Genomic DNA, 18312 nt, shown 5'->3' on the forward strand with positions numbered 1-18312 from the left:
TTCGGCGGCTCTGCGACACTCGACCCAAACGCTCTGATCAAGGGACAACCCAATGTCTACGGGTCTCTCTCGGGTGGCTTGGCCTCAGGCGGATTTATCGTTGTCCGCATACAATCCGGCGGCTCGGTCTCCGGTGTCAGAACGAGCGCGCAGGGTGGGATCTATGTATCGAGCGGCGGCACGCTAACTGGCGCTACAGCCCTCTCGGGGGGCACCATCTGGACCTATTCCGGCGGTACGAGTTTCAACACGCAGATCCAGGCTGGGGGCGATGGATCAGTTTATGCGGGCGGTACCGAGATCATTGTAAACGGCACCGGTTCAGGTTTCACGGCCAATGGGGCAGGCTTTGGCTCCGGTGGCGGCAACGCCGCCGGTAACGGCGCCATCCTGATCGGGAGCGGCGGCACCGGCCTCAGCGAGACCGTCAATGGCGGCTACATGGCCGTGCAGGGCGCCGGCGCCGTCTCGCGCGATGCTGTCATCACGGGCGATGGCTGGCAGGATATCGGCTATAACAACCGCACCGGTGCCGCAGGAGGCGGTGTCGCCTCCGGCACCATCCTGCGTAATGCCAAGCAGTTCATCAGCTCCGGGGGATCAGCCGCGGACACGGTAATTTCCGCGGGCGGTACGGAAGTCATCTCCACAGGGGGAAGAGCCAACAACACCGTCATTAATTCCGGGGGCTCCGTCTCCGTCCTCGGCGGCGGTTACGCGCAGAACGCAACTGTAAGCTCCGGCGGTACCCTGACCGGTGCCAGTGGTGCCACCCTCGACGGCGGCACCATTTCTGGCGGGGGGACGGCAACACTCGATCCGAATACGCTCATCACGAGCCAACCGACCGTGTATGGCACACTCAATGGAGGCTTGGTTTCAGGAAATCTAGCAGTTGCGTTGATCAAATCTGGCGGCGTGGCGAATAATGTATCCGCCACTGCCAGCGGTGCCGTCTCCGTATCGAACGGAGGTTTAACAAGCGGGACTACCATACTCTCAGGCGGTACAATCGTAGTTTACTCCGGCGGCACGAGCATCAACACGCAGGTCAGAACCGGCGGGGTCGGGCAAGTATCACCGGGAGGTACTGAGACCATCGTAAACGGCACCGGTTCGGGCATGACCGCATTTGGCTCGGGAATTGGCGATGGGTCCGGCGATAACCGAGGTGTTGGTGCCATTCTGATCGGCAGTGGTGGCACCGGCATCGGCGAGACTGTGAGTGGCGGCTACTTGGCCGTGCAGGGCACCGGCGCCGTTTCGCGCGATGCTGTCATCACAGCAAATGGCTGGCAGGATATCGGCAACAACAATCGCACCGGTGCCGCAGGAGGCGGTGTTGCCTCCGGTACCATCCTGCGCAATGCCAAGCAGTTCGTCTGGTCCGGGGGTTCAGCCGCCAACACCGTTATTTCCGCAGGCGGCACTGAAACAGTTTTCGGGGGTGGTACAAGTCTCACCCCTGTGGTTAGCCTTGGTGGCCAGGTCGGCGTCAACAGCGGCGGCACGTTGCAAGGAGGCAGCGTGCTTTCCGGAGGATCTGTTACGATCAATCAAGGAGGGAAGCTTACAGGTGCGTTGGACCTCTCTGCGGGCGCGAATGCGATGCTGGATGGGGGTGCCGGAGGCACAGTCAATCTTGCGGGTGACAGCTACACCAAACTGACCGTAACCGGCACGGGGAGCCCTTCGACGGTTCTTGCCGGGTTCAATGGCACAAAATCAGGTCAATCCGACCAGATCGTTCTGAGTGATATCAAGCATAGCGACATACTGAGTGTCAGTTATCCAGATGATGACCACGTGACGCTGCACCTGAGAAGCGGGGGAACGTTCACAATGTCTATCCCGGGTGTCAAGAAGCAAGGCTACACCCTCAGTGATGGTCCCAACGGCTCGACGCTTTACGAGGTATGCTTCCTACCCGGGACGATGATTGAAACGCCCAATGGGCCGCGGGCAGTGGAAAAGCTGAGCACCGGGGACGAAATCTTGGTGTCTGTCGATGGAAAACGTTTTCCTGAAAAAATCGTCTTTATCGGCAAAGGGCATGTGGTCTGCGACGATGTACGCCTCATCGACGAAGCCGGCTATCCCGTGCGGGTCAAAGCGGGCGCGCTCGATCTGAATGTTCCTGCGAAGGATCTCCTAATCACGCCCGAACACTGCCTGTTCATTGACGGTGTCTTCATCCCGGTACGTATGCTTGTGAACGGGGTGAGCATTCTTTACGATCGCACTTTCGAGCAATACGACTACTATCATGTCGAAACAGAACGCCATTCGGTCATCATCGCTAACGGTGCCCTGACTGAGAGCTATCTCGATACCGGCAATCGCGAACGGTTCATTCTTGAGAACATCGCCGAGCGGAACAACGCTCTGCCGCGTAAAACCTGGGCCCGGGATGCTGCGGCTCCGTTAGCCACATCGAGCGAGTTCATTGAGGAAGTCTGGCACCGCCTCCGTGGGCACGCTGGTATCCGCATCCAAACTCGGCATGATCTAAGTTCCGAGGCGGGCATACATCTCATTACCAGGGACGGTCGGAGGCTGTGGCCGAGCCGACGTGACGAAGCACGCTATATCTTCGACGTTCCTCCGCAATACCGCGAGGTGTATATCGCCTCCGCGACAATGCGACCCAGTGACATTATAGGGCCGTTTGTTGACGACAGACGCGTCCTGGGCGTTCTGGTAGGTGCTATCGAGATCTATGATTACGACACGTATCGCATGCATGACGATCATTTGCGCATGCCAGATTTGCCTGGCTGGGGCGCCCTCGATCAGCCCTCGTTCAGATGGACGGTCGGCTCAGGGCTGCTGACGCTTGGAATATCGCAATCGCGCATTGATCGCATTGTGGCGGTCGAAATTGCCTCCTCGGTCGATTACGAAATGACAGAGACAAGTCTGGCTTACACACAGCATTGCCTCTCATCTTTAAGGGCCTGAAATGATGATCATCGATGAAAATCTTGAGGCAATCAGAAGCATTTATCTCGATATTCTGGCAAGAACCCCACCCGTCGGCTCACGTCCAAAATTCAGCACGGACCCACAAGTCTACCTCGAGACAGACACCGGAAAGACAATCAACCCAAGTAGATCAACATCGAAATACACCATATTTAGCATCGGACACGATGTAAAAAGGACTGCCATACTGAGATCCAGAACCTTCCGGCGCTATGAGACAGTTGGAGCCTATACGGATGACACCCGACTTCTCGGCGTAAAAATTGGGGAGATACTTCTTTTCGGCCCCAACAAAACCACGTCGGAAGATAAACACCTCCGTTCGAAGTATCTTCCGGGTTGGCATCAGATAGACAGCCCGGCCAGCCGCTGGACCAATGGTGCTGCCTGCCTTTCCCTGAATGAAAGCTGCAATCATTTCAGCCGAATTCTCGCCGTTGAAATCACAGAGACTGGCCAATACGCCATCGATTAGAATGAAAAGAGAATAATGCCGTTTGTCCTGAGTGATGTTCCGATGTCCCTTCTAAATGCAGAGGGACACAGCATCTTTGTGAGTGAACTCACGGTCGGCGCGCAGCTACTCTCGCTCCACGACCATAAAATCAGAAACGATTTCGTCTCATGGGTCGGTGGGTATCGCGTCAAAGTCGATGAGTCTCTCCCCGACGTCTTGGCGGGATATCCAGTACGTATTCGCAAAAATGCGATCGCGGAACAGATACCGTGCGCCGATCTCCTGGTCACGGCCAGTCATGAGATCTTTATCGACAATCTTTTCATTCCGATAAGGCGTCTCGTGAACGGTGTGAGTATCTATTTCGATACTGACTACACAAGCTATGTAGCCAGGTCATTTGCCTTACGTGAGACAATCATCGTCGTCGTAAACGGGATTGCCCTGAAAGCCAAATCCTAGCGTCGACCACTTCGGGGGTGCGGCTTGGCTGCCTTAATGCTAAGACCGCCTGCCCAGCCCGACTTATCTGTCCTTATAGATGTCGAGCAAATACGCGCGCCGGAATCCGCGCGCATATATCGGACACTCCGCCAACTCCCGCGACTTCACCCGCCCCTCTTTGCCGCGCGTTTTCTGACTATCGGGCATCAAATCGATAAATCGGCAAAGGGCTGATAACTACAATGCCGTCAGAACTTCATATAATACCTGGAAGCAGCGCTTCGACGGTGGTGTGTATCGGCACCAAAAGCCAAGTCGATCAGATATATTGATCAAGTCATTCCAATTCCGCCTCTATCTCAAGACATCTCGTCACATTATCTTACACATCCACAGAATGTAGTGTTCAACATCCTCTATTTTTCTAGGTTGGCACATCGAGTTGCCGAGGAAGCGCATATCTGTGGTTGTTCGTACTGTGATAACGGTGCCTTATCGGCGGAAAAGCTCCTTATGGTGGAAATACAAAAGTGCCCAGCTCATCCTGGGGCTCTGACAAGGCGCAAAGCCTTGTCTCTCGGCAATGCTGTAGTGGGCGCATCGCTTCTTGCCTCGCTCTCGCGCGCACACGCCGCGCCATCGGCAGACTCAGTGATCGCGCCCCCCAGCGTCGTGAGTTCCCCACCCCGGATCTGGGGGCCCGAGGCTCCGGTGGCGTTCACGCCCGACCCGGATATCCTGTTTTACGATCCCTCATTTTCGACGGTCATTCTCGATAATGCGCCGCTCGTTCAGGCCTGGAAGGGCAAGGCGCTTTGGCTTGAAGGGCCGGCATGGTCCAGCGACGGGCGGTTTCTCATCACCAGCGACGTGATGGGCAGCACCCAGTACCGCTACCTGCCTGAGGAACGCTGCATGACGGTGTTTCGCAAGGAGAGCTATCACTCCAACGGCAATACCTTCGACCGTGAGGGGCGTCTGATCACCTGTGAGCACGGCATGCGTCGCGTCATTCGCTGGGAGCATGATGGACGCTGCACGATCCTGGCCGAAAGCTTCGAGGGCAAGCGGTTAAATTCCCCCAATGATATCGTGGTGGATGCCCAGGGCGGCATCTGGTTTACCGATCCGCCCTATGGCGACAGACTCTGGGAAGGACATCCCGATGCCCCCCAGGACGGCAAGCCGACCAAGGGCAATCTGACCTGGAATCTCGATCTGGAGGCGACCGAACAGCTTGGCGGTCAGGCGGGTCAGGAGACCCATGTGTTTCATCTTGATCCGGAAACCCGCAAGCTCAGTAGTGTACTCACAGGTGCTGAGCTTTCCGGACCAAACGGGCTCTGTTTCTCACCCGACCAGAAAACGCTCTATATCGTCTCGAGTGAGAAGGGCGCACGCCGTCCCAAGGGCGGCGGCTACCGCAATATCTATGCCTTCGACGTGCAAAATGCTGCCCTCTCGAACCAGCGTGTCTTTGCTGACATGACCCTTGCAGGTCAGAAACTGATGCCCGATGGCATCAAGGCCGACCGCATGGGCAATCTCTGGGTGGCGGCCAATGGCCCGCTCGGGCTGTGCGGCGTGTTCATCTATAACCCCGCAGGCAAGATGATCGGGCGGCTGCGTCTGCCACGCAGTGTGTCCAACCTGACATTCGGGGGTACGCAGCGCGATCGCCTGTTCATGTGTGCGGAAAATACGATCTTCACACTCGACGTCGCCACGCAGGGAGCTGGATTGTCATGACCTCTTTTTTCAAGACCCTTACCCTCTCGGCCTGCATCGCTGGCGCAGGGCTCGCTCCTTTCGGCTCGAGCCCAGCCGCTTACGCCGCGACCTCGGCCTCCCCGGAACAGCCCGCACTCGAGGTGGTCAAACGCTTCCCGTCCGATTTCAACATGATCGGCGTGGCTGTGTCCCGTTCAGGCCTCGTCTATGCCTCTGCCCCCGCCACCATGAAGCGCTACAGCGCCAGCGTGGTCCGCATCGACCCGAAAACCGGCGCGCTCGTACCGTTTCCGGATGCCAACTGGAACCGGTTCGAGCCCAAGCCGGTCAATCGCGAACTCTGGGTTTCCGTTCCCGCACTTTGGGTGGACGATGAGAACCATCTCTGGGTGCTGGATTCTTCCCTCCCCTCGGTGGACCAGAAAGCCCTGCCCCCCAAGCTCGCAGAGTTCGATGCCGAGACGGGAAGGCTGATTCAGATCTATCATTTCGGTCCTGACATCACCCCTGAAGACTCCCTCAACGACGTACGTGTGGATACCCGCACGCGCACGGCCTACATCACCAATGAATGGGGACGTGGCGGGCTGGTAGTGATGGATCTCGACACCGGGGCCTATCGTCTGGTTCTGGCCAATACGCGCTCGGGCATCGCAGACCCGAAACAGCACCTTCATATCTATGGCGAACTGGCGCGCAAAAAGGATGGCAGCCTGCCCGTCACGCAGGATGACGGGATTGCCCTCTCACCCGATCGTGCCTGGCTGTATTACCGCCCACTCACCGATCATCATTACTGGCGCATCGCGACGGCCGATCTGCTCAACGCCCATCTGGGCGATGCCGATCTGGACAAGAAAGCACAATATCTCGGCCAGTCCGTCATGAGCGGCGGGATAGAAATGGATACCTGCAATCGGCTCTGGGTCGGCGATATCGAAAATCACGGGCTCTATGCCCTGACGCTGGCGGGAGACGAACCCAAGCTGCGCACCCGGAAAGTCTACGATAATCCCGCCGTGCTTGACTGGGCGGATGGGTTCGCGATTGCACAGGGCTGGCTTTATATCAGCGACTCCCGGCTCGATGAAATCGCGTTCCAGAATAGCCGCCCGCTTCAGGGGCCAACCACCATCTACCGTATGAAGCTGCCCCCCTGTCCGCCGACGACGGCACCCTCCTCGGCACCCGATGATACGGACACGGGCCATGCTAAGCGGTAATGAGCGTGTCGCATTGGTCATGACCGGCATCAAGCCGCACAGCATGTCTCCCTTCGATACGAGGGGGAAAACGACCATCCTCAGCCCATGTGCCCCTCCCTCGCTGCCACGCATGCTCTGGGCCGGGTTCGTGGGCGGGAATATCGCGAGTTTTGTGAAATGGGGGACAGAAATGCCGCTTCCGCCCCGCACCCCAGACCGACCAAGCCCTCCTGCGGAAATGCTGCGGGATTTCGGCGTCTCGGTCGATCACCTCGTTTACAGCTATTCAGGACATCTGGTGCAGGGTGGCGTGCTTCTGGTGCATCATTTGTTTTCGATCGTGTTCGCCCTGCTTTATTGCGTGCTCTGTCGGTTCTGCCCGCGCATCGCTCTCGCCCAGGGTCTGGCTTTCGGTCTCGTCGTCACGATCCTTTTTCACGGCGTCGTGCTTCCAATGGGGCAATGGGCACCGCCACTCTGGGCACTTCCGCCCGCGGAAATCATGTCCGAAACCCTGGGTCATCTTCTCTGGGCCTGGGTGATCGATCTGGTGCGACGAGAGATCATGGGAGCGTCGCTGCCGCGCGCCTCGGCAGAGGTCAGCTCCGGCACTCTCTGACGGTGGGACAAGCGCCGGAAAACAAGCGGAGTCGGCGATCGGGTACCGGCCCTTCGAACAATTTCGCCGGCACCTTTGACGTATCCGGAATACCGCGCCGGTTTGACGTTTTCACCTGCAGCCTTCCTGAGTCCCTGCAGGCTGGCATTCACCCCCTGAACGAGGACGCGTAGGAGCCAGGGCTGGCGGGAAAAACGATGGTTTTTTTGCCACTAAGAAATACCCGTCGATGGGCATGGGCATGGATCGCCCGCGCGAGAACCTGACTCTCCACATCACGCCCCAATGCCACATAATCTTCCGGTGACTGATTATGCGAGACGCGGATGATGTCCTGCTCGATGATCGGGCCTTCATCGAGTTCGGCCGTCACATAATGGGCCGTGGCGCCAATCAGCTTCACACCGCGGGCATGGGCCTGATGATAGGGGTGCGCGCCCTTGAAGCTGGGCAGAAAGGAATGGTGGATATTGATGGTCCGCCCGGAAAGCTCCTGACACATCGCATCGGAAAGCACCTGCATATAACGTGCAAGCACGATCAGATCGGCTCCCGCTTCCTGGATGATCGCCAGCTGCTGCGCCTCGGCTTCCGCCTTGTTCTGCTTCGTGACCTTTATGTAGTGGAACGGAATATCATGGTTCACGACCAGCTTCTGGAAATCCAGATGGTTCGAGATCACCGCCACGATATTGATGGGTAGCGCCCCGATCCGCACGCGATAGAGCAGGTCGTTCAGGCAATGGCCGAAGCGCGATACCATCACCACGACATTCAGCCTCTCGCTTTCGTCGTGGAACTGCGCCTGCATGCCATGGCGTTCCGCTACGGGCGCGAAATCGCGCCTCAGGGTTTCCAGCGTTGTCCCTGTTTCAGCAACGAAACTGGTTCGCATAAAAAAGCGGTCCGTCTCCTTGTCATCGAACTGGGCAGAGTCGCTGATATTGCAGCCCTTTTCGGCCAGATAACCAGAAATGGCCGCAACGATCCCGCGCCGTGCCTGACATGTCACCGTGACGCAATAACGGCTCATTCCCGACCTCTTCCTTCTATCTCTGGCCTGAACGGGACCGTAAGACAGTGCTACGCGCACTGGCATCGCACGATCCCAAGCCTGCGCTTAGCAATTCCGTCTTTTCCTGCATAGGACCGGGTCGTTGCAGGGATGAGCGCTTCGGCGCTGAGTCTGCCCTCTTTCCATGTGCATATCGCAATGTGAAAGACTTAAGGAACCCTTCCTGCCCGACAATATCTCGGGGGGTCTCCTCCCGCCCTGAGATCAGGTCCTGAGATCGAGCGCCATACGCTGATGTTCGATGGGCCCTTTGAAGAATATTTCCCCCATCGGGACCATGCCGAATTTGCGGTAGAACCCGAGCGCGCTGCTTCTGGCATCGAGTTCCAGGCGCCCCACCCCTGCTTTCCGACAGATGGCGATGGCCTCGTGCATCATCTGCGCGCCGATCCCCTGTCCCTGCAGATCCGCCACAACAGCGAATTTGCGCAGCTGGACCAGACCGGGCCCGATAGGGCAGAGCGACAGACATCCGACAAGGCGATCACCGTCAAAGGCACCGAGATGCGTCGCTTCCGGATCCTGTGGGACGCGGCATTCCTCTTCTGTCAGACCGGGCCAGAGCACCTCACGGCGCAGCGGGAGGCAGTCATCGGTAGCGATACGGGCGAGGCGAATGGCGGGACTCATGGGCGTTCCTTCAAGCTGATTCGAGCGGAGGCGCATCACGGGAGGCTTCGTCCGTCTTGTCACGATGACCGAGACTCGCACTTCCGCAACTCAAGCAAAACCGGTTGAAAGCAAGGTTGCGCGTCTCGCAGCGACTGCAGTGTTCGAACAGTGTGAGCCCGCAATGAACGCAGTAATTGGTTTCAAGCCCATCGACCAGAATGATGGGCCTGTCACAATCCGGACAGATCTTGCGATCGATCTTGGCATAGGCCTGCTCCCGATCGACGCGCTGACGCCGCTCCTGTTCGGAATCTGCTTCGGCCACGCGACGCCGCGCCAGATAGCTTTGCATATTGCGGATGAGGACCACGCAGACCAGTACGGTCAGAAGCGCGCCCACGCCATAGCGCACATAGCCACCATAGCTTGGCAGATAGGGAACGAGCTCCACAAAGAATGCGTAGAGCGAGGCGAGAACAAAACCACGATAAAGCGGCCAGTACTGGCTGTGTCGTTTGCGCATGACCAGCCAGCTGGCCAGAAGCAGGAGTGGCAGGGTAAAGGCCAGCCTTATGGCAAATACCCGGAGCTGCGCCCTGAAAACAGCGCGCTGGAACACGGGACGATACGCCTCGTCAACGGCCTCCAGATCACGGGCGAGCTGCGCCTTGCTGGCGTCGTAGATATGGCGGCGCTGATCGAGCGCCTCGATCCTGCGTGTGACCTCGTGTTCCGCCTGTTGCAGGCGCTCAAGCGCCGCCGTGCGCGTCAGGAGTTCCGTATCCTGACGGGGGTCGGTCGTCGCCTTGCGCGTTTCGAGCCAAGCCTGAAATCCCTCGCGTGCGTTGCGCGTGGCGCTCTGCGCAGCCTCTAATGCAACGTCGTTCAGCTGGCGCTCGGCAGCAATCGCCGCGCGCTCGTCACGGAGCGCTACCTGGCGTCGCGTCATCTCAACAGGATAGATCGGCTTGTATGTGACATCACCTGCCTTGCGCGGCAGATCATTGATAACGAGGCCACCCAGCCCCACCAAAAACAGGGCGAAAACAACTGAGACGGCCCACATGGCCAGCGCGTAAAGACGCTCCGGCAGACGATTCCCTTTTTTCATTATTTTTCCGATCATCGCGGCGTCCTGACTGGACCTCACAGACGAGGGAAGCGCGATCTGACCGCGGCGTCAAATTGCAGCCGCGTGATCGCAATTGCTTATCGCGAGGCGAGGTCCTATCAACGCCCCCTCCCCCGTGATCCAGAAAGCGACCCAGAGGTTCCATGATCCGCCTTGATTCGATCAGCAAGCAGAACGGCCAGCGCGTCATCTTTATTGAGACAAGCGCCGCCATTCAGAAGGGCGAGAAAATCGGACTCGTCGGCCCAAATGGCGCCGGCAAGACCACGCTGTTCAGGCTGATCACCAAGCAGGAGAGCCCTGATGAAGGTCAGGTTTTCCAGGATCGTGGCATCACCATCGGGTTCTTCAGCCAGGATGTCGGTGAGATGGAGGGGCGCTCTGTCGTGGCAGAGGTCATGAATGGCGCGGGCGAAGTCGCCGAAATCGCCAGCGAACTGGCCCAGCTCGAGGCCGATCTGTGCGATCCCGACAAGATGGATCAGATGGAGACCATTCTCGAACGCTTTGGCGATGTGCAGGCGCGTTTCGAGGAACTCGGCGGTTACGGACTCGATAGCAAGGCACGCGAAGTGCTGCATGGTCTGGGCTTCTCGCAAGAAATGATGTCGGGCGATGTCGGCCTGCTCTCGGGCGGGTGGAAGATGCGCGTGGCTCTGGCCCGTATTCTGCTCATGCAACCCGATGTCATGCTGCTCGATGAGCCGAGCAACCATCTGGATCTGGAAAGTCTGATCTGGCTGGAGCAGTTCCTGAAAACCTATGATGGCGCCCTGCTCATGACGTCGCATGACCGCGCCTTCATGAACCGCGTGGTCAACAAAATCCTCGAGATCGATGGCGGCACGTTGACCGGTTTTTCGGGCGATTACGAATTCTACGAGCAGCAGCGCGCCCTTAACGAAAAGCAGCAACAGGCCCAGTTCGACCGCCAGCAGGCGATGCTGGCCAAGGAAATTGCGTTTATCGAGCGTTTCAAGGCGCGCGCTTCTCACGCCGCGCAGGTGCAAAGCCGGGTCAAGAAGCTCGACAAGATCGATCGCGTGGAGCCGCCGCGCCGTCGTCAGACCCTCTCATTCGACTTTGCCCCGGCACCGCGCTCGGGGGATTCTGTGGCGCTGCTCAAGCAGGTGAGCAAGAGCTATGGCACGCGCACCATTTATGACGGGCTCGATCTCCAGATACGTCGTCAGGAGCGCTGCTGTATTCTGGGCATCAACGGTGCGGGTAAATCAACCTTGCTCAAACTCATTGCCGGCGTGAGCGAACCCGATTCAGGCAGCGTCACCATCGGCGCCAGCGTGAAGATGGGCTATTTTGCACAGCATGCCATGGATCTGCTCGATGGCAGTCGCACAATATTCGAGACGCTGGAGCATGAATTCCCCCTCGCTGCCCAAGGTTCGCTGCGCGCTCTGGCGGGTGGGTTCGGTTTTTCGGGTGACGATGTCGACAAATATGTCAGCGTACTGTCGGGTGGCGAGAAGGCGCGTCTGGTCATGGCACTCATGCTCTATAATCCGCCCAATTTCCTGGTACTCGACGAACCGACCAACCATCTGGATATTGACACCAAGGAAATGCTTATCCGCGCCTTGAGCGATTACGAAGGTACGATGCTTTTTGTCTCGCATGACCGCCATTTTCTCGGGGCGCTGTCCAACCGCGTGCTGGAAGTGACGCCCGAAGGGCTTCACCGTTATGAGGGTGGATATCACGAATACGTTGCCGCGACCGGTCAGGAGGCCCCCGGCCTGCATGTCTGAGGCATTCACCTGGCCCAGTTGCATCAACGACACTTAATGGATGACGGGAAACGGATGCATGGGGCGCTGAACCGGCCGGGGTGCCAAGTCTCTGACGACGCGCTCCTGTCTCTAGCCGGGTATCTTCATCTGGTGTGCGCGCGCGTCGAACCGACATAGTCGAACGTTGGTTGAAGCACAGGCAGCCGGCGTTTCGGATCGCCTTGCGGGAAGGCAGGAAGACTTCGCGCAGGGTGTGAGATCAGCGCAAGGGCAGCAAAAGATTAGAGTCCGAGCTGTCAGGCTGCTGAACACTCGGACCTTTCACCCTCTCCCCCGAAGGGGAAGCGCTCGATAAGGGTCCAGGGGCCGCCCTCATAACGCCAGAGATTCAGGGCTGCGGCATTTGTCACAATGGGCTCGAAGCCCTCGGTGAGATCACGTAATAAGCGCCGCGCCCGGTCGGGCTCAACCTTGTTTTGCACTGTGAGATGCGGCCGCCATGCAGCGGCATCCTGCCGGGTGAGGACGTCACGCCCGACCAGGGACACGATCGACGCGCGCAAGGTGCTCAATCCCGCACTGTGGATACGGAATGCGACGCCGCGCCCCAAAGAATACGGTGCATCGATCCTGACACCAGGGGCATCCATCCTCTGACGCAGACGAAGCTGTATTGCCTGCGAGACATCCGGCGGCAGAGCATGAAACAGGGTCACATGAGCCGGGACGATATTGCGCTCTGGCGGGAAGTATTGCGTGCGGAGGGCCTGGGCCCAGTCCTGATACGGCGCTTCGAACTCGAGAGTGAGAATCAGGGGCGCCATGGTGTCTGCCTGCATGGTCCTACCTCGTGCTGGAGATCGTGAAAGCTCATTGTCCCGGGAGGAATGGTCGTGACGATCAGCACCCGAATGATCGTCCTCTAACTCGGCAACGATGGTTCGGATCCCTCCTCGGCGCGGAGGACGTGTCTCGGAGGCTCGAGATTATCCCATGATGACTCTCGGCTCGGCGCTTCCCACCTTTCCTGTCTTGCAGATGCCTGAAGCGCGAAAACCGGACAGAAGCAAATCCGGCATCTCCACTATCTGGCGAGCCAGACCTGAGGCTTCCGACTGATGCGGGAACTGTGACCGGGCTGATGAAACGGCCGCCACCTCAAATTCTGTCCTCTCTGATCCCCCCCGGGCACCGACGGGATTTGAGGCTGCTTTTCCCGCCTCGGAGGTACAGCGGTAAAACTCGCTTCAGGGTCGCAGGCGAAGCAGTTCAGGCCGACGACGCAGAATGAGCCGGGTAATCCATGTCCGGTACGGCATGATCAGCGCCATGATCTGGTCGAAGCCCCAGTCCAGGCACGATTCGTCGGGATAACTCTCTCCGGTCTGCTGCACCACGTAGCCGAGCCAGTACGTGGAAACGATGAAGATATTGGCCACTAACGGGGCAAGCTGAGCCTCGTCTATTGAGAGAATCCGTGCGCGCCTCAGTTCATCGATCAAGAGGGTGACCCGCGACGAGAGCGTTGCAGTCAGTTCAGCGACTGCCGGCTGAAGCGCGGGCTCGAGCCGGAAGAGAACATGCCCATCACGCATGAGCGCCCTGTATTTCCAGCTGAGCAAGCACCAGCCGCGCAACCTGTCGATGGCGCGTCGGAGCAACTCCCCCACTTCCCCGGGCGAGGTTGACGCTCCAGGCAGTAATGCCCCCTCAAAGAGGTCCTGGGCCTCGTGCTCGAAAGCCCTGAACAGAGCCTCGGCAATCTGGGCTTTGGTTTTGAAGTGATAGTAGAGATTGCCTTCATTGATCGAACAGCGTTCGGCGAGTTCACGCGTGGTCAGGCGATCGAATCCGGCCTCATTGGCGAGACGTCTCGCCTCCTCAAGAATTCGTGACTTTGTGGAAGAAATAGACGCCATCATCGCACTCGATTTCTAAGGTGTTCACCTTATATAATCTAAGGTATAGACCTTAGATAGCGGAGCCCGCCCGTGTCGTCATCCCTGCGCCAGACCCTGTCCTCCCTGCCGTCGCAGATCAGGGCTGTGAGTGCCACTCTGCGCAATCCCATCGAGGCGCTCCCCCCATCCGTGTTCCACGACAGGATTGTCGAGCGTCATCTGGGGAGGCAGCATATCGTGTATGTCTGTGCACCAGACCTTGTGCGCGAGGCGCTGGTCACCCATTCAGCCGCCCTGGACAAGGGAGAGGGGCTGAGGCGAGCCATCGGCCCCGGACTTGGAAACGGGCTGCTCACCGCTGAAGGTGCAGACTGGAAATGGCAGAGGCAGGCCTTGGCCCCGGTTTTCCGCGCCAGCGGAACCGATGCCTTCCTGCCCGCCATGGTCCGGGCCACCGAACATTGTGTGGAGGAGCTTGCGCGACAGGGAGGTATCGTCGCCATCGAGCAGGCGATGATGCGTTTGACTGGGCGGATCATTATCGAGACCATGCTTTCCTCCCCCGACGCGGTGGATGCTGACGCGATGGCCGAGGGTCTCGGCGTGTTCCTCGAACAAACGCGCTGGAGCCTGCTTGGCGACCTCCTGGGGACTCCGGAATGGCTGCCTCATCCTGGCAAGGCAAAGGGCCTGGCCGCTGCCCGTGCCCTGAGGGCGCAGGCTCTTGCCCAGATACGTGCGCGTCGGGCCCTCAACGTTGACGATGGGCCGGATGATTTGCTGAACCGTCTCCTGACCGCGCGTGATCCCGATACCGGACGCGTGATGAGTGACGAGGAAATCATCGATAACCTGCTGACATTTCTGACTGCCGGTCATGAAACCACGGCGCTTGCGCTGGCCTGGACGTTTGATCGCCTTTCCCGTCACCCCGAAATCATGAGGGGGGTGCAGAGGGAACTGGACAGTATTCTGCCCGGAAAGGAGAGCGCACTCGATGCTTCGACTCTCAACCAGCTCGATCTGACCCGACGCGTCCTGCGTGAATCGATGCGCCTGACCCCTCCTGCACCGATCATCATCCGTGAAGTGCGTACTCCCTTCGAGCTTGAGGGTGTGTCGCTCGAGAAAGGCACTCGGCTCGTCGTGCCCATCTATGCCCTGCACCGCCATCGTCAGATATGGGAATCCCCAGAGATTTTCGATCCCGAGCGTTTCAGCCCGCGCGCAGGAGAGCGGCCTCAGGATGATCGATATGCCTATATGCCCTTCGGTGCTGGTCCACGCATTTGCATCGGTGCGCGCTTTGCCGAGACAGAGGCCCTGACCGTATTGGCTCTCATATTGCGTCGTCTGGTGTTGACCCCTGAACTGGCCGCGACCCCACCGGGCAAGATGGAAATCACACTTCGGCCAGCACGACCCCTGCTTATGTCGGTGACGTCACGGTGAAAAACCGCGACACGCCTTGTTCTCTAGGTCCGCGGGAGGGCCTTCAATGTCACACCGACACCCACTTAGGCGCATGATGCGGCTCGCTTGGTTGCAACCGCCTTCCCTGCCGGAGTCCGAACTCCCCCAAGCGCGAACCTCACCGGTTACGCTCCAAAGACCTGATGACCGTCCAGTCTGGCTGCGGAATAACGCGGGGCCCGACACGAAGCCCGACGGCGTCCGCTCGTGCCCGAAGTCATCCACCGCGGAGCTATCCTGTAATGGATGACGCTGCGTTCAGACGGGCTCGAGAGAGCGCTCTTCGGCACACACCGATCCCACGAGGTTCGAATGTTCCAGTGTCACCCCATCAAGAGAGGGGGTCGGCATGTCGATAGCGGCCTGCATCTCAGGGAGGGTCTCAGGCTCGTGCGTTTTCAGTCCGGGATGAGCGCCTGAATCCGTCACTTCGGGCAGATCCTCCGGTGTCACCTGAGACTCAAATGGCAGGCAGATCATATTGTAGGAATAAAACCCTTGGTAAACATTGTCTGCCCGCTGCCGATGATTCCGGTCATTGAACAGAGTAGTGACATGCCACCATAGGCGGTAACCGCGCCGCCACAGATATTCGATCAAAGCTTGCGACTGCGCAGGTCGATCATTCTCGATATAGATCACCGGCCGACATGATGTGATGAGAGCGGCCGCCCCCCTGAGCACCTGCATCTCGAAGCCCTCGACATCGATCTTGATCAATCTGACCTGGCGCCCTGCCAGAACATCATCAAGACGCACACTGGGCACGATGACATCGCCAACGTTACCCTGCTCCCGCATTGATACCGAACCGAAATTGCCGGGCTGTCTGTAATCCGGTGCGCCGAACGCCACCGATCCTGCCTGGGCAGAAACTGCGAATGGCCAGGCAATTGCGTTATCGATGCCATTCAATGCCAGATTGGCGCAGAGGTTCTGAAAAAGAAATGGCTGGGGCTCGAATGCAACAAGATCCCCTCCCACAGCGCGAGCAGCCTGGGCAAGAGCGACGGTCTGGCTCCCGATATTGGCGCCCACCTCTACGACAGTGCCCGGGTGGGTGATGTACTGCCTCGGCAAATCGAGTTCGTGCTCGCCATATTCGCCATATTGGATCAGAGCCTGCCCGATATAGGTATCGAAACGATTGGCAAGCATCGTGCCATAACGCGCCTCGACCAATGCGTAGGGGTTCGTTATTGCATTCACGACAATCTGCTCCCTCTCACGCGCCACCGGTAGGTGGCCTGCATTGCTTGTTTGCCATATAGAAGCAAAGGCTGCGGAGGATACAGAAAAATTAAATGTCATCATGTATCATGACATTGTATTTCTCGGATATCGACCAATAAGTCAGAATTTCACTACAGTACCCAAATGCTGAATAACTGCACAATTAATTCTGATATTCATAGTTTTTGTTCAATTTTCATCGAATTTTTATTTATTTATATGAATAAATCGATATTCACCAATCTACAACGCCAAGTGAAACACGAAAAAAGGGGATGCCATTCGGGAACGGCATCCCCTTTGTTGTCATCTCCGTATGGCTCCCCCGTCAGAGCCCGTTGAGCGGAGGGGGTACGCGGGCTGCCTCAAGTGCCTGTTTCTGTCTCTGCGCGAGAGCGACCTCGTCAAAATCAGCAATGAGTTCCTGAAACAGCTTGTGCCAGTTGAGCTTCGCCTTCAGGCGCAAAAAGACACTCCCCAGCCCGATAGCAGAGCGATCGACCAGCACGAATTCGCGCGAGGGGCGTACTCCACCAGTACGCTTGAGCCCCTCATACACACGCTCGGCGATGTCGCGCCCGAAATTCGGATCGTCGCTTTCCTGAATGAAGCGTTCGCGATCATCCATCAGCGGTCCGTAAATGAAACGCGCCCATTCATTGAGCACGGCCGCCGTATCCCGGGAAATCCCCTTGAAGCCCCAGGCTTCATAGGCCGCAAAGGCCATCTCCTCGTTATTGTCACGCAGCGCATTAAACAGATCAATGATCCCCTTGATGAAATGCGCAGGGAAAATACGGATCGCCCCGAAGTCGAGCAGGTTCAGCCCCCAATCGGAGCGGATGGTAAAATTGCCCATATGCGGATCGCCATGGATAATGCCGTAACGATAGACGGGCGTGTACCATGCCTTGAAAAGCGCCGTTGCAATCGCATTGCGCTCTTCCTGACTGGGATTCGTGTCGAGGATTTTCTGAATACCGCGCCCCGATACCCATTCCATGGTCAGCAGGCGACGCGTCGAGAGCGCCTCGACCGGCAAAGGCACCGTCACCTCAGGGATATGCTCGAGCATCGCACGATAAAGGCGCATATGCGACGCCTCGCGCTCATAGTCCAACTCCTCGCGCAAGCGCTCCTCGAGCTCGCGCACCACCTCATCCTGCTTGATGGCGGGCAGAAATTGCTGAACCAGCCCGACGACGGCGCGAAACTGGCGCAGATCGGATTCCACCGCCGCATTCATATCCGGATATTGCAGCTTGCAGGCCACATCCTGACCATCTGACGTGACAGCGCGGTGCACCTGACCGAGGCTTGCTGCCGCCATGGCCTGATGGGAGAAGGAGCGGAACTGTCGCTCCCAGTTCACGCCCAACTCCGTCACCATGCGGCGGCGCACAAAACTCCAGGCCATGGGCGGGGCATTGGCCTGAAGCTCCGCCAGCTGGTTGGCGTATTCCTCAGGCAGGGCGCCTGGGATGGTCGAGAGGATCTGCGCGCCCTTCATCAGCGGGCCCTTGAGCCCGCCCAATGCCGCGCGCAGGTCATTCGCGTGAATGGCCTGATTGGATTTGAATCCCAGCTTGTTGCCGATCACCCGTGTCGCGATACCGCCCACCGTGCCGGAGGCACGCGCCATACGCTTGATCTCGCCGAACAAGCCTGTCTGATCCAGATCCTTGGGGGTGCTCATC

The 18312-nt window shown here is 58.3% G+C and carries 15 protein-coding genes; 8 read left to right on the plus strand and 7 right to left on the minus strand.

Annotated elements, in window-relative coordinates:
• The 6 genes from AA0535_RS13440 to AA0535_RS13465 form a co-directional block, all read left to right on the plus strand.
• Window positions 1–2961: Hint domain-containing protein (locus tag AA0535_RS13440; protein WP_264817097.1), on the plus strand; the 2961-nt coding region annotated here is incomplete at its 5' end.
• A 1-nt stretch (window position 2962) separates the two neighbouring features.
• Window positions 2963–3460 (plus strand): hypothetical protein, encoded by a 498-nt coding sequence (locus AA0535_RS13445; protein ID WP_264817099.1) that lies wholly within the window; start codon window positions 2963–2965, stop codon window positions 3458–3460.
• Between the two features lie 78 nt (window positions 3461–3538).
• Complete coding sequence (locus tag AA0535_RS13450) at window positions 3539–3904, plus strand: Hint domain-containing protein (protein ID WP_264817101.1); 366 nt, start codon at window positions 3539–3541, stop codon at window positions 3902–3904.
• A gap of 495 nt (window positions 3905–4399) precedes the next feature.
• Window positions 4400–5635 carry an SMP-30/gluconolactonase/LRE family protein gene (locus AA0535_RS13455; protein WP_373319349.1) on the plus strand — a complete coding sequence of 412 codons (1236 nt, stop codon included), beginning with the start codon at window positions 4400–4402 and terminating at the stop codon, window positions 5633–5635.
• Window positions 5632–6840: a major royal jelly family protein gene (locus tag AA0535_RS13460; protein ID WP_264817105.1), complete on the plus strand. Its 1209-nt coding sequence runs from the start codon at window positions 5632–5634 to the stop codon at window positions 6838–6840. Before AA0535_RS13455 ends, AA0535_RS13460 begins: the two co-directional genes overlap by 4 nt.
• A complete protein-coding gene (locus AA0535_RS13465; protein ID WP_264817107.1) occupies window positions 6827–7441 on the plus strand; it encodes a YagU family protein in 615 nt (204 codons plus the stop codon). Before AA0535_RS13460 ends, AA0535_RS13465 begins: the two co-directional genes overlap by 14 nt.
• 148 nt (window positions 7442–7589) lie before the next feature.
• Here AA0535_RS13465 and purU read toward each other — a convergent pair whose 3' ends face one another.
• The 3 genes from purU to AA0535_RS13480 form a co-directional block, all read right to left on the minus strand.
• Window positions 7590–8474 (minus strand): formyltetrahydrofolate deformylase, encoded by an 885-nt coding sequence (purU, locus tag AA0535_RS13470; RefSeq protein ID WP_264817109.1) that lies wholly within the window; start codon window positions 8472–8474, stop codon window positions 7590–7592.
• A gap of 246 nt (window positions 8475–8720) precedes the next feature.
• Window positions 8721–9146, minus strand: coding sequence for a GNAT family N-acetyltransferase (locus AA0535_RS13475; protein ID WP_264817111.1), 426 nt, complete (start codon window positions 9144–9146; stop codon window positions 8721–8723).
• Between the two features lie 10 nt (window positions 9147–9156).
• Window positions 9157–10239, minus strand: a complete 1083-nt coding sequence (locus AA0535_RS13480; protein ID WP_264817113.1) for a zinc ribbon domain-containing protein — start codon at window positions 10237–10239, stop codon at window positions 9157–9159.
• Between the two features lie 164 nt (window positions 10240–10403).
• Between AA0535_RS13480 and AA0535_RS13485 the strand changes: the two genes are divergently transcribed.
• Window positions 10404–12026, plus strand: a complete 1623-nt coding sequence (locus AA0535_RS13485) for an ABC-F family ATP-binding cassette domain-containing protein (protein ID WP_264817115.1) — start codon at window positions 10404–10406, stop codon at window positions 12024–12026.
• A gap of 278 nt (window positions 12027–12304) precedes the next feature.
• Here the strand turns inward: AA0535_RS13485 and AA0535_RS13490 are convergent, their stop codons facing one another.
• A complete protein-coding gene (locus AA0535_RS13490; RefSeq protein WP_264817117.1) occupies window positions 12305–12832 on the minus strand; it encodes a 2'-5' RNA ligase family protein in 528 nt (175 codons plus the stop codon).
• A gap of 423 nt (window positions 12833–13255) precedes the next feature.
• Window positions 13256–13930 (minus strand): TetR/AcrR family transcriptional regulator, encoded by a 675-nt coding sequence (locus tag AA0535_RS13495; protein ID WP_264817118.1) that lies wholly within the window; start codon window positions 13928–13930, stop codon window positions 13256–13258.
• A gap of 69 nt (window positions 13931–13999) precedes the next feature.
• Between AA0535_RS13495 and AA0535_RS13500 the strand changes: the two genes are divergently transcribed.
• Window positions 14000–15361, plus strand: a complete 1362-nt coding sequence (locus AA0535_RS13500) for a cytochrome P450 (protein ID WP_264817120.1) — start codon at window positions 14000–14002, stop codon at window positions 15359–15361.
• A gap of 279 nt (window positions 15362–15640) precedes the next feature.
• Here AA0535_RS13500 and AA0535_RS13505 read toward each other — a convergent pair whose 3' ends face one another.
• Entirely contained in the window at window positions 15641–16591 is a 951-nt protein-coding gene (locus AA0535_RS13505) for an FkbM family methyltransferase (protein WP_264817123.1), read from the minus strand.
• A gap of 352 nt (window positions 16592–16943) precedes the next feature.
• A complete protein-coding gene (locus tag AA0535_RS13510; RefSeq protein ID WP_264817125.1) occupies window positions 16944–18311 on the minus strand; it encodes an ABC1 kinase family protein in 1368 nt (455 codons plus the stop codon).
• Window position 18312: the final 1 nt, after the last annotated feature.

It is taken from the genome of Asaia krungthepensis NRIC 0535 (genome assembly GCF_025995175.1).
Classification (GTDB): Bacteria; Pseudomonadota; Alphaproteobacteria; order Acetobacterales; family Acetobacteraceae; genus Asaia; species Asaia krungthepensis.

Coding starts and splice junctions, on each gene's coding strand:
- AA0535_RS13445 (WP_264817099.1), top strand. CDS start 2,963: ATGATGATCATCGATGAAAATCTTGAGGCAATCAGAAGCATTTATCTC.
- AA0535_RS13455 (WP_373319349.1), top strand. CDS start 4,400: ATGGTGGAAATACAAAAGTGCCCAGCTCATCCTGGGGCTCTGACAAGG.
- AA0535_RS13460 (WP_264817105.1), top strand. CDS start 5,632: ATGACCTCTTTTTTCAAGACCCTTACCCTCTCGGCCTGCATCGCTGGC.
- AA0535_RS13465 (WP_264817107.1), top strand. CDS start 6,827: ATGCTAAGCGGTAATGAGCGTGTCGCATTGGTCATGACCGGCATCAAG.
- purU (WP_264817109.1), bottom strand. CDS start 8,474: ATGAGCCGTTATTGCGTCACGGTGACATGTCAGGCACGGCGCGGGATC.
- AA0535_RS13475 (WP_264817111.1), bottom strand. CDS start 9,146: ATGAGTCCCGCCATTCGCCTCGCCCGTATCGCTACCGATGACTGCCTC.
- AA0535_RS13480 (WP_264817113.1), bottom strand. CDS start 10,239: ATGAAAAAAGGGAATCGTCTGCCGGAGCGTCTTTACGCGCTGGCCATG.
- AA0535_RS13485 (WP_264817115.1), top strand. CDS start 10,404: ATGATCCGCCTTGATTCGATCAGCAAGCAGAACGGCCAGCGCGTCATC.
- AA0535_RS13490 (WP_264817117.1), bottom strand. CDS start 12,832: ATGGCGCCCCTGATTCTCACTCTCGAGTTCGAAGCGCCGTATCAGGAC.
- AA0535_RS13495 (WP_264817118.1), bottom strand. CDS start 13,930: ATGATGGCGTCTATTTCTTCCACAAAGTCACGAATTCTTGAGGAGGCG.
- AA0535_RS13510 (WP_264817125.1), bottom strand. CDS start 18,311: ATGAGCACCCCCAAGGATCTGGATCAGACAGGCTTGTTCGGCGAGATC.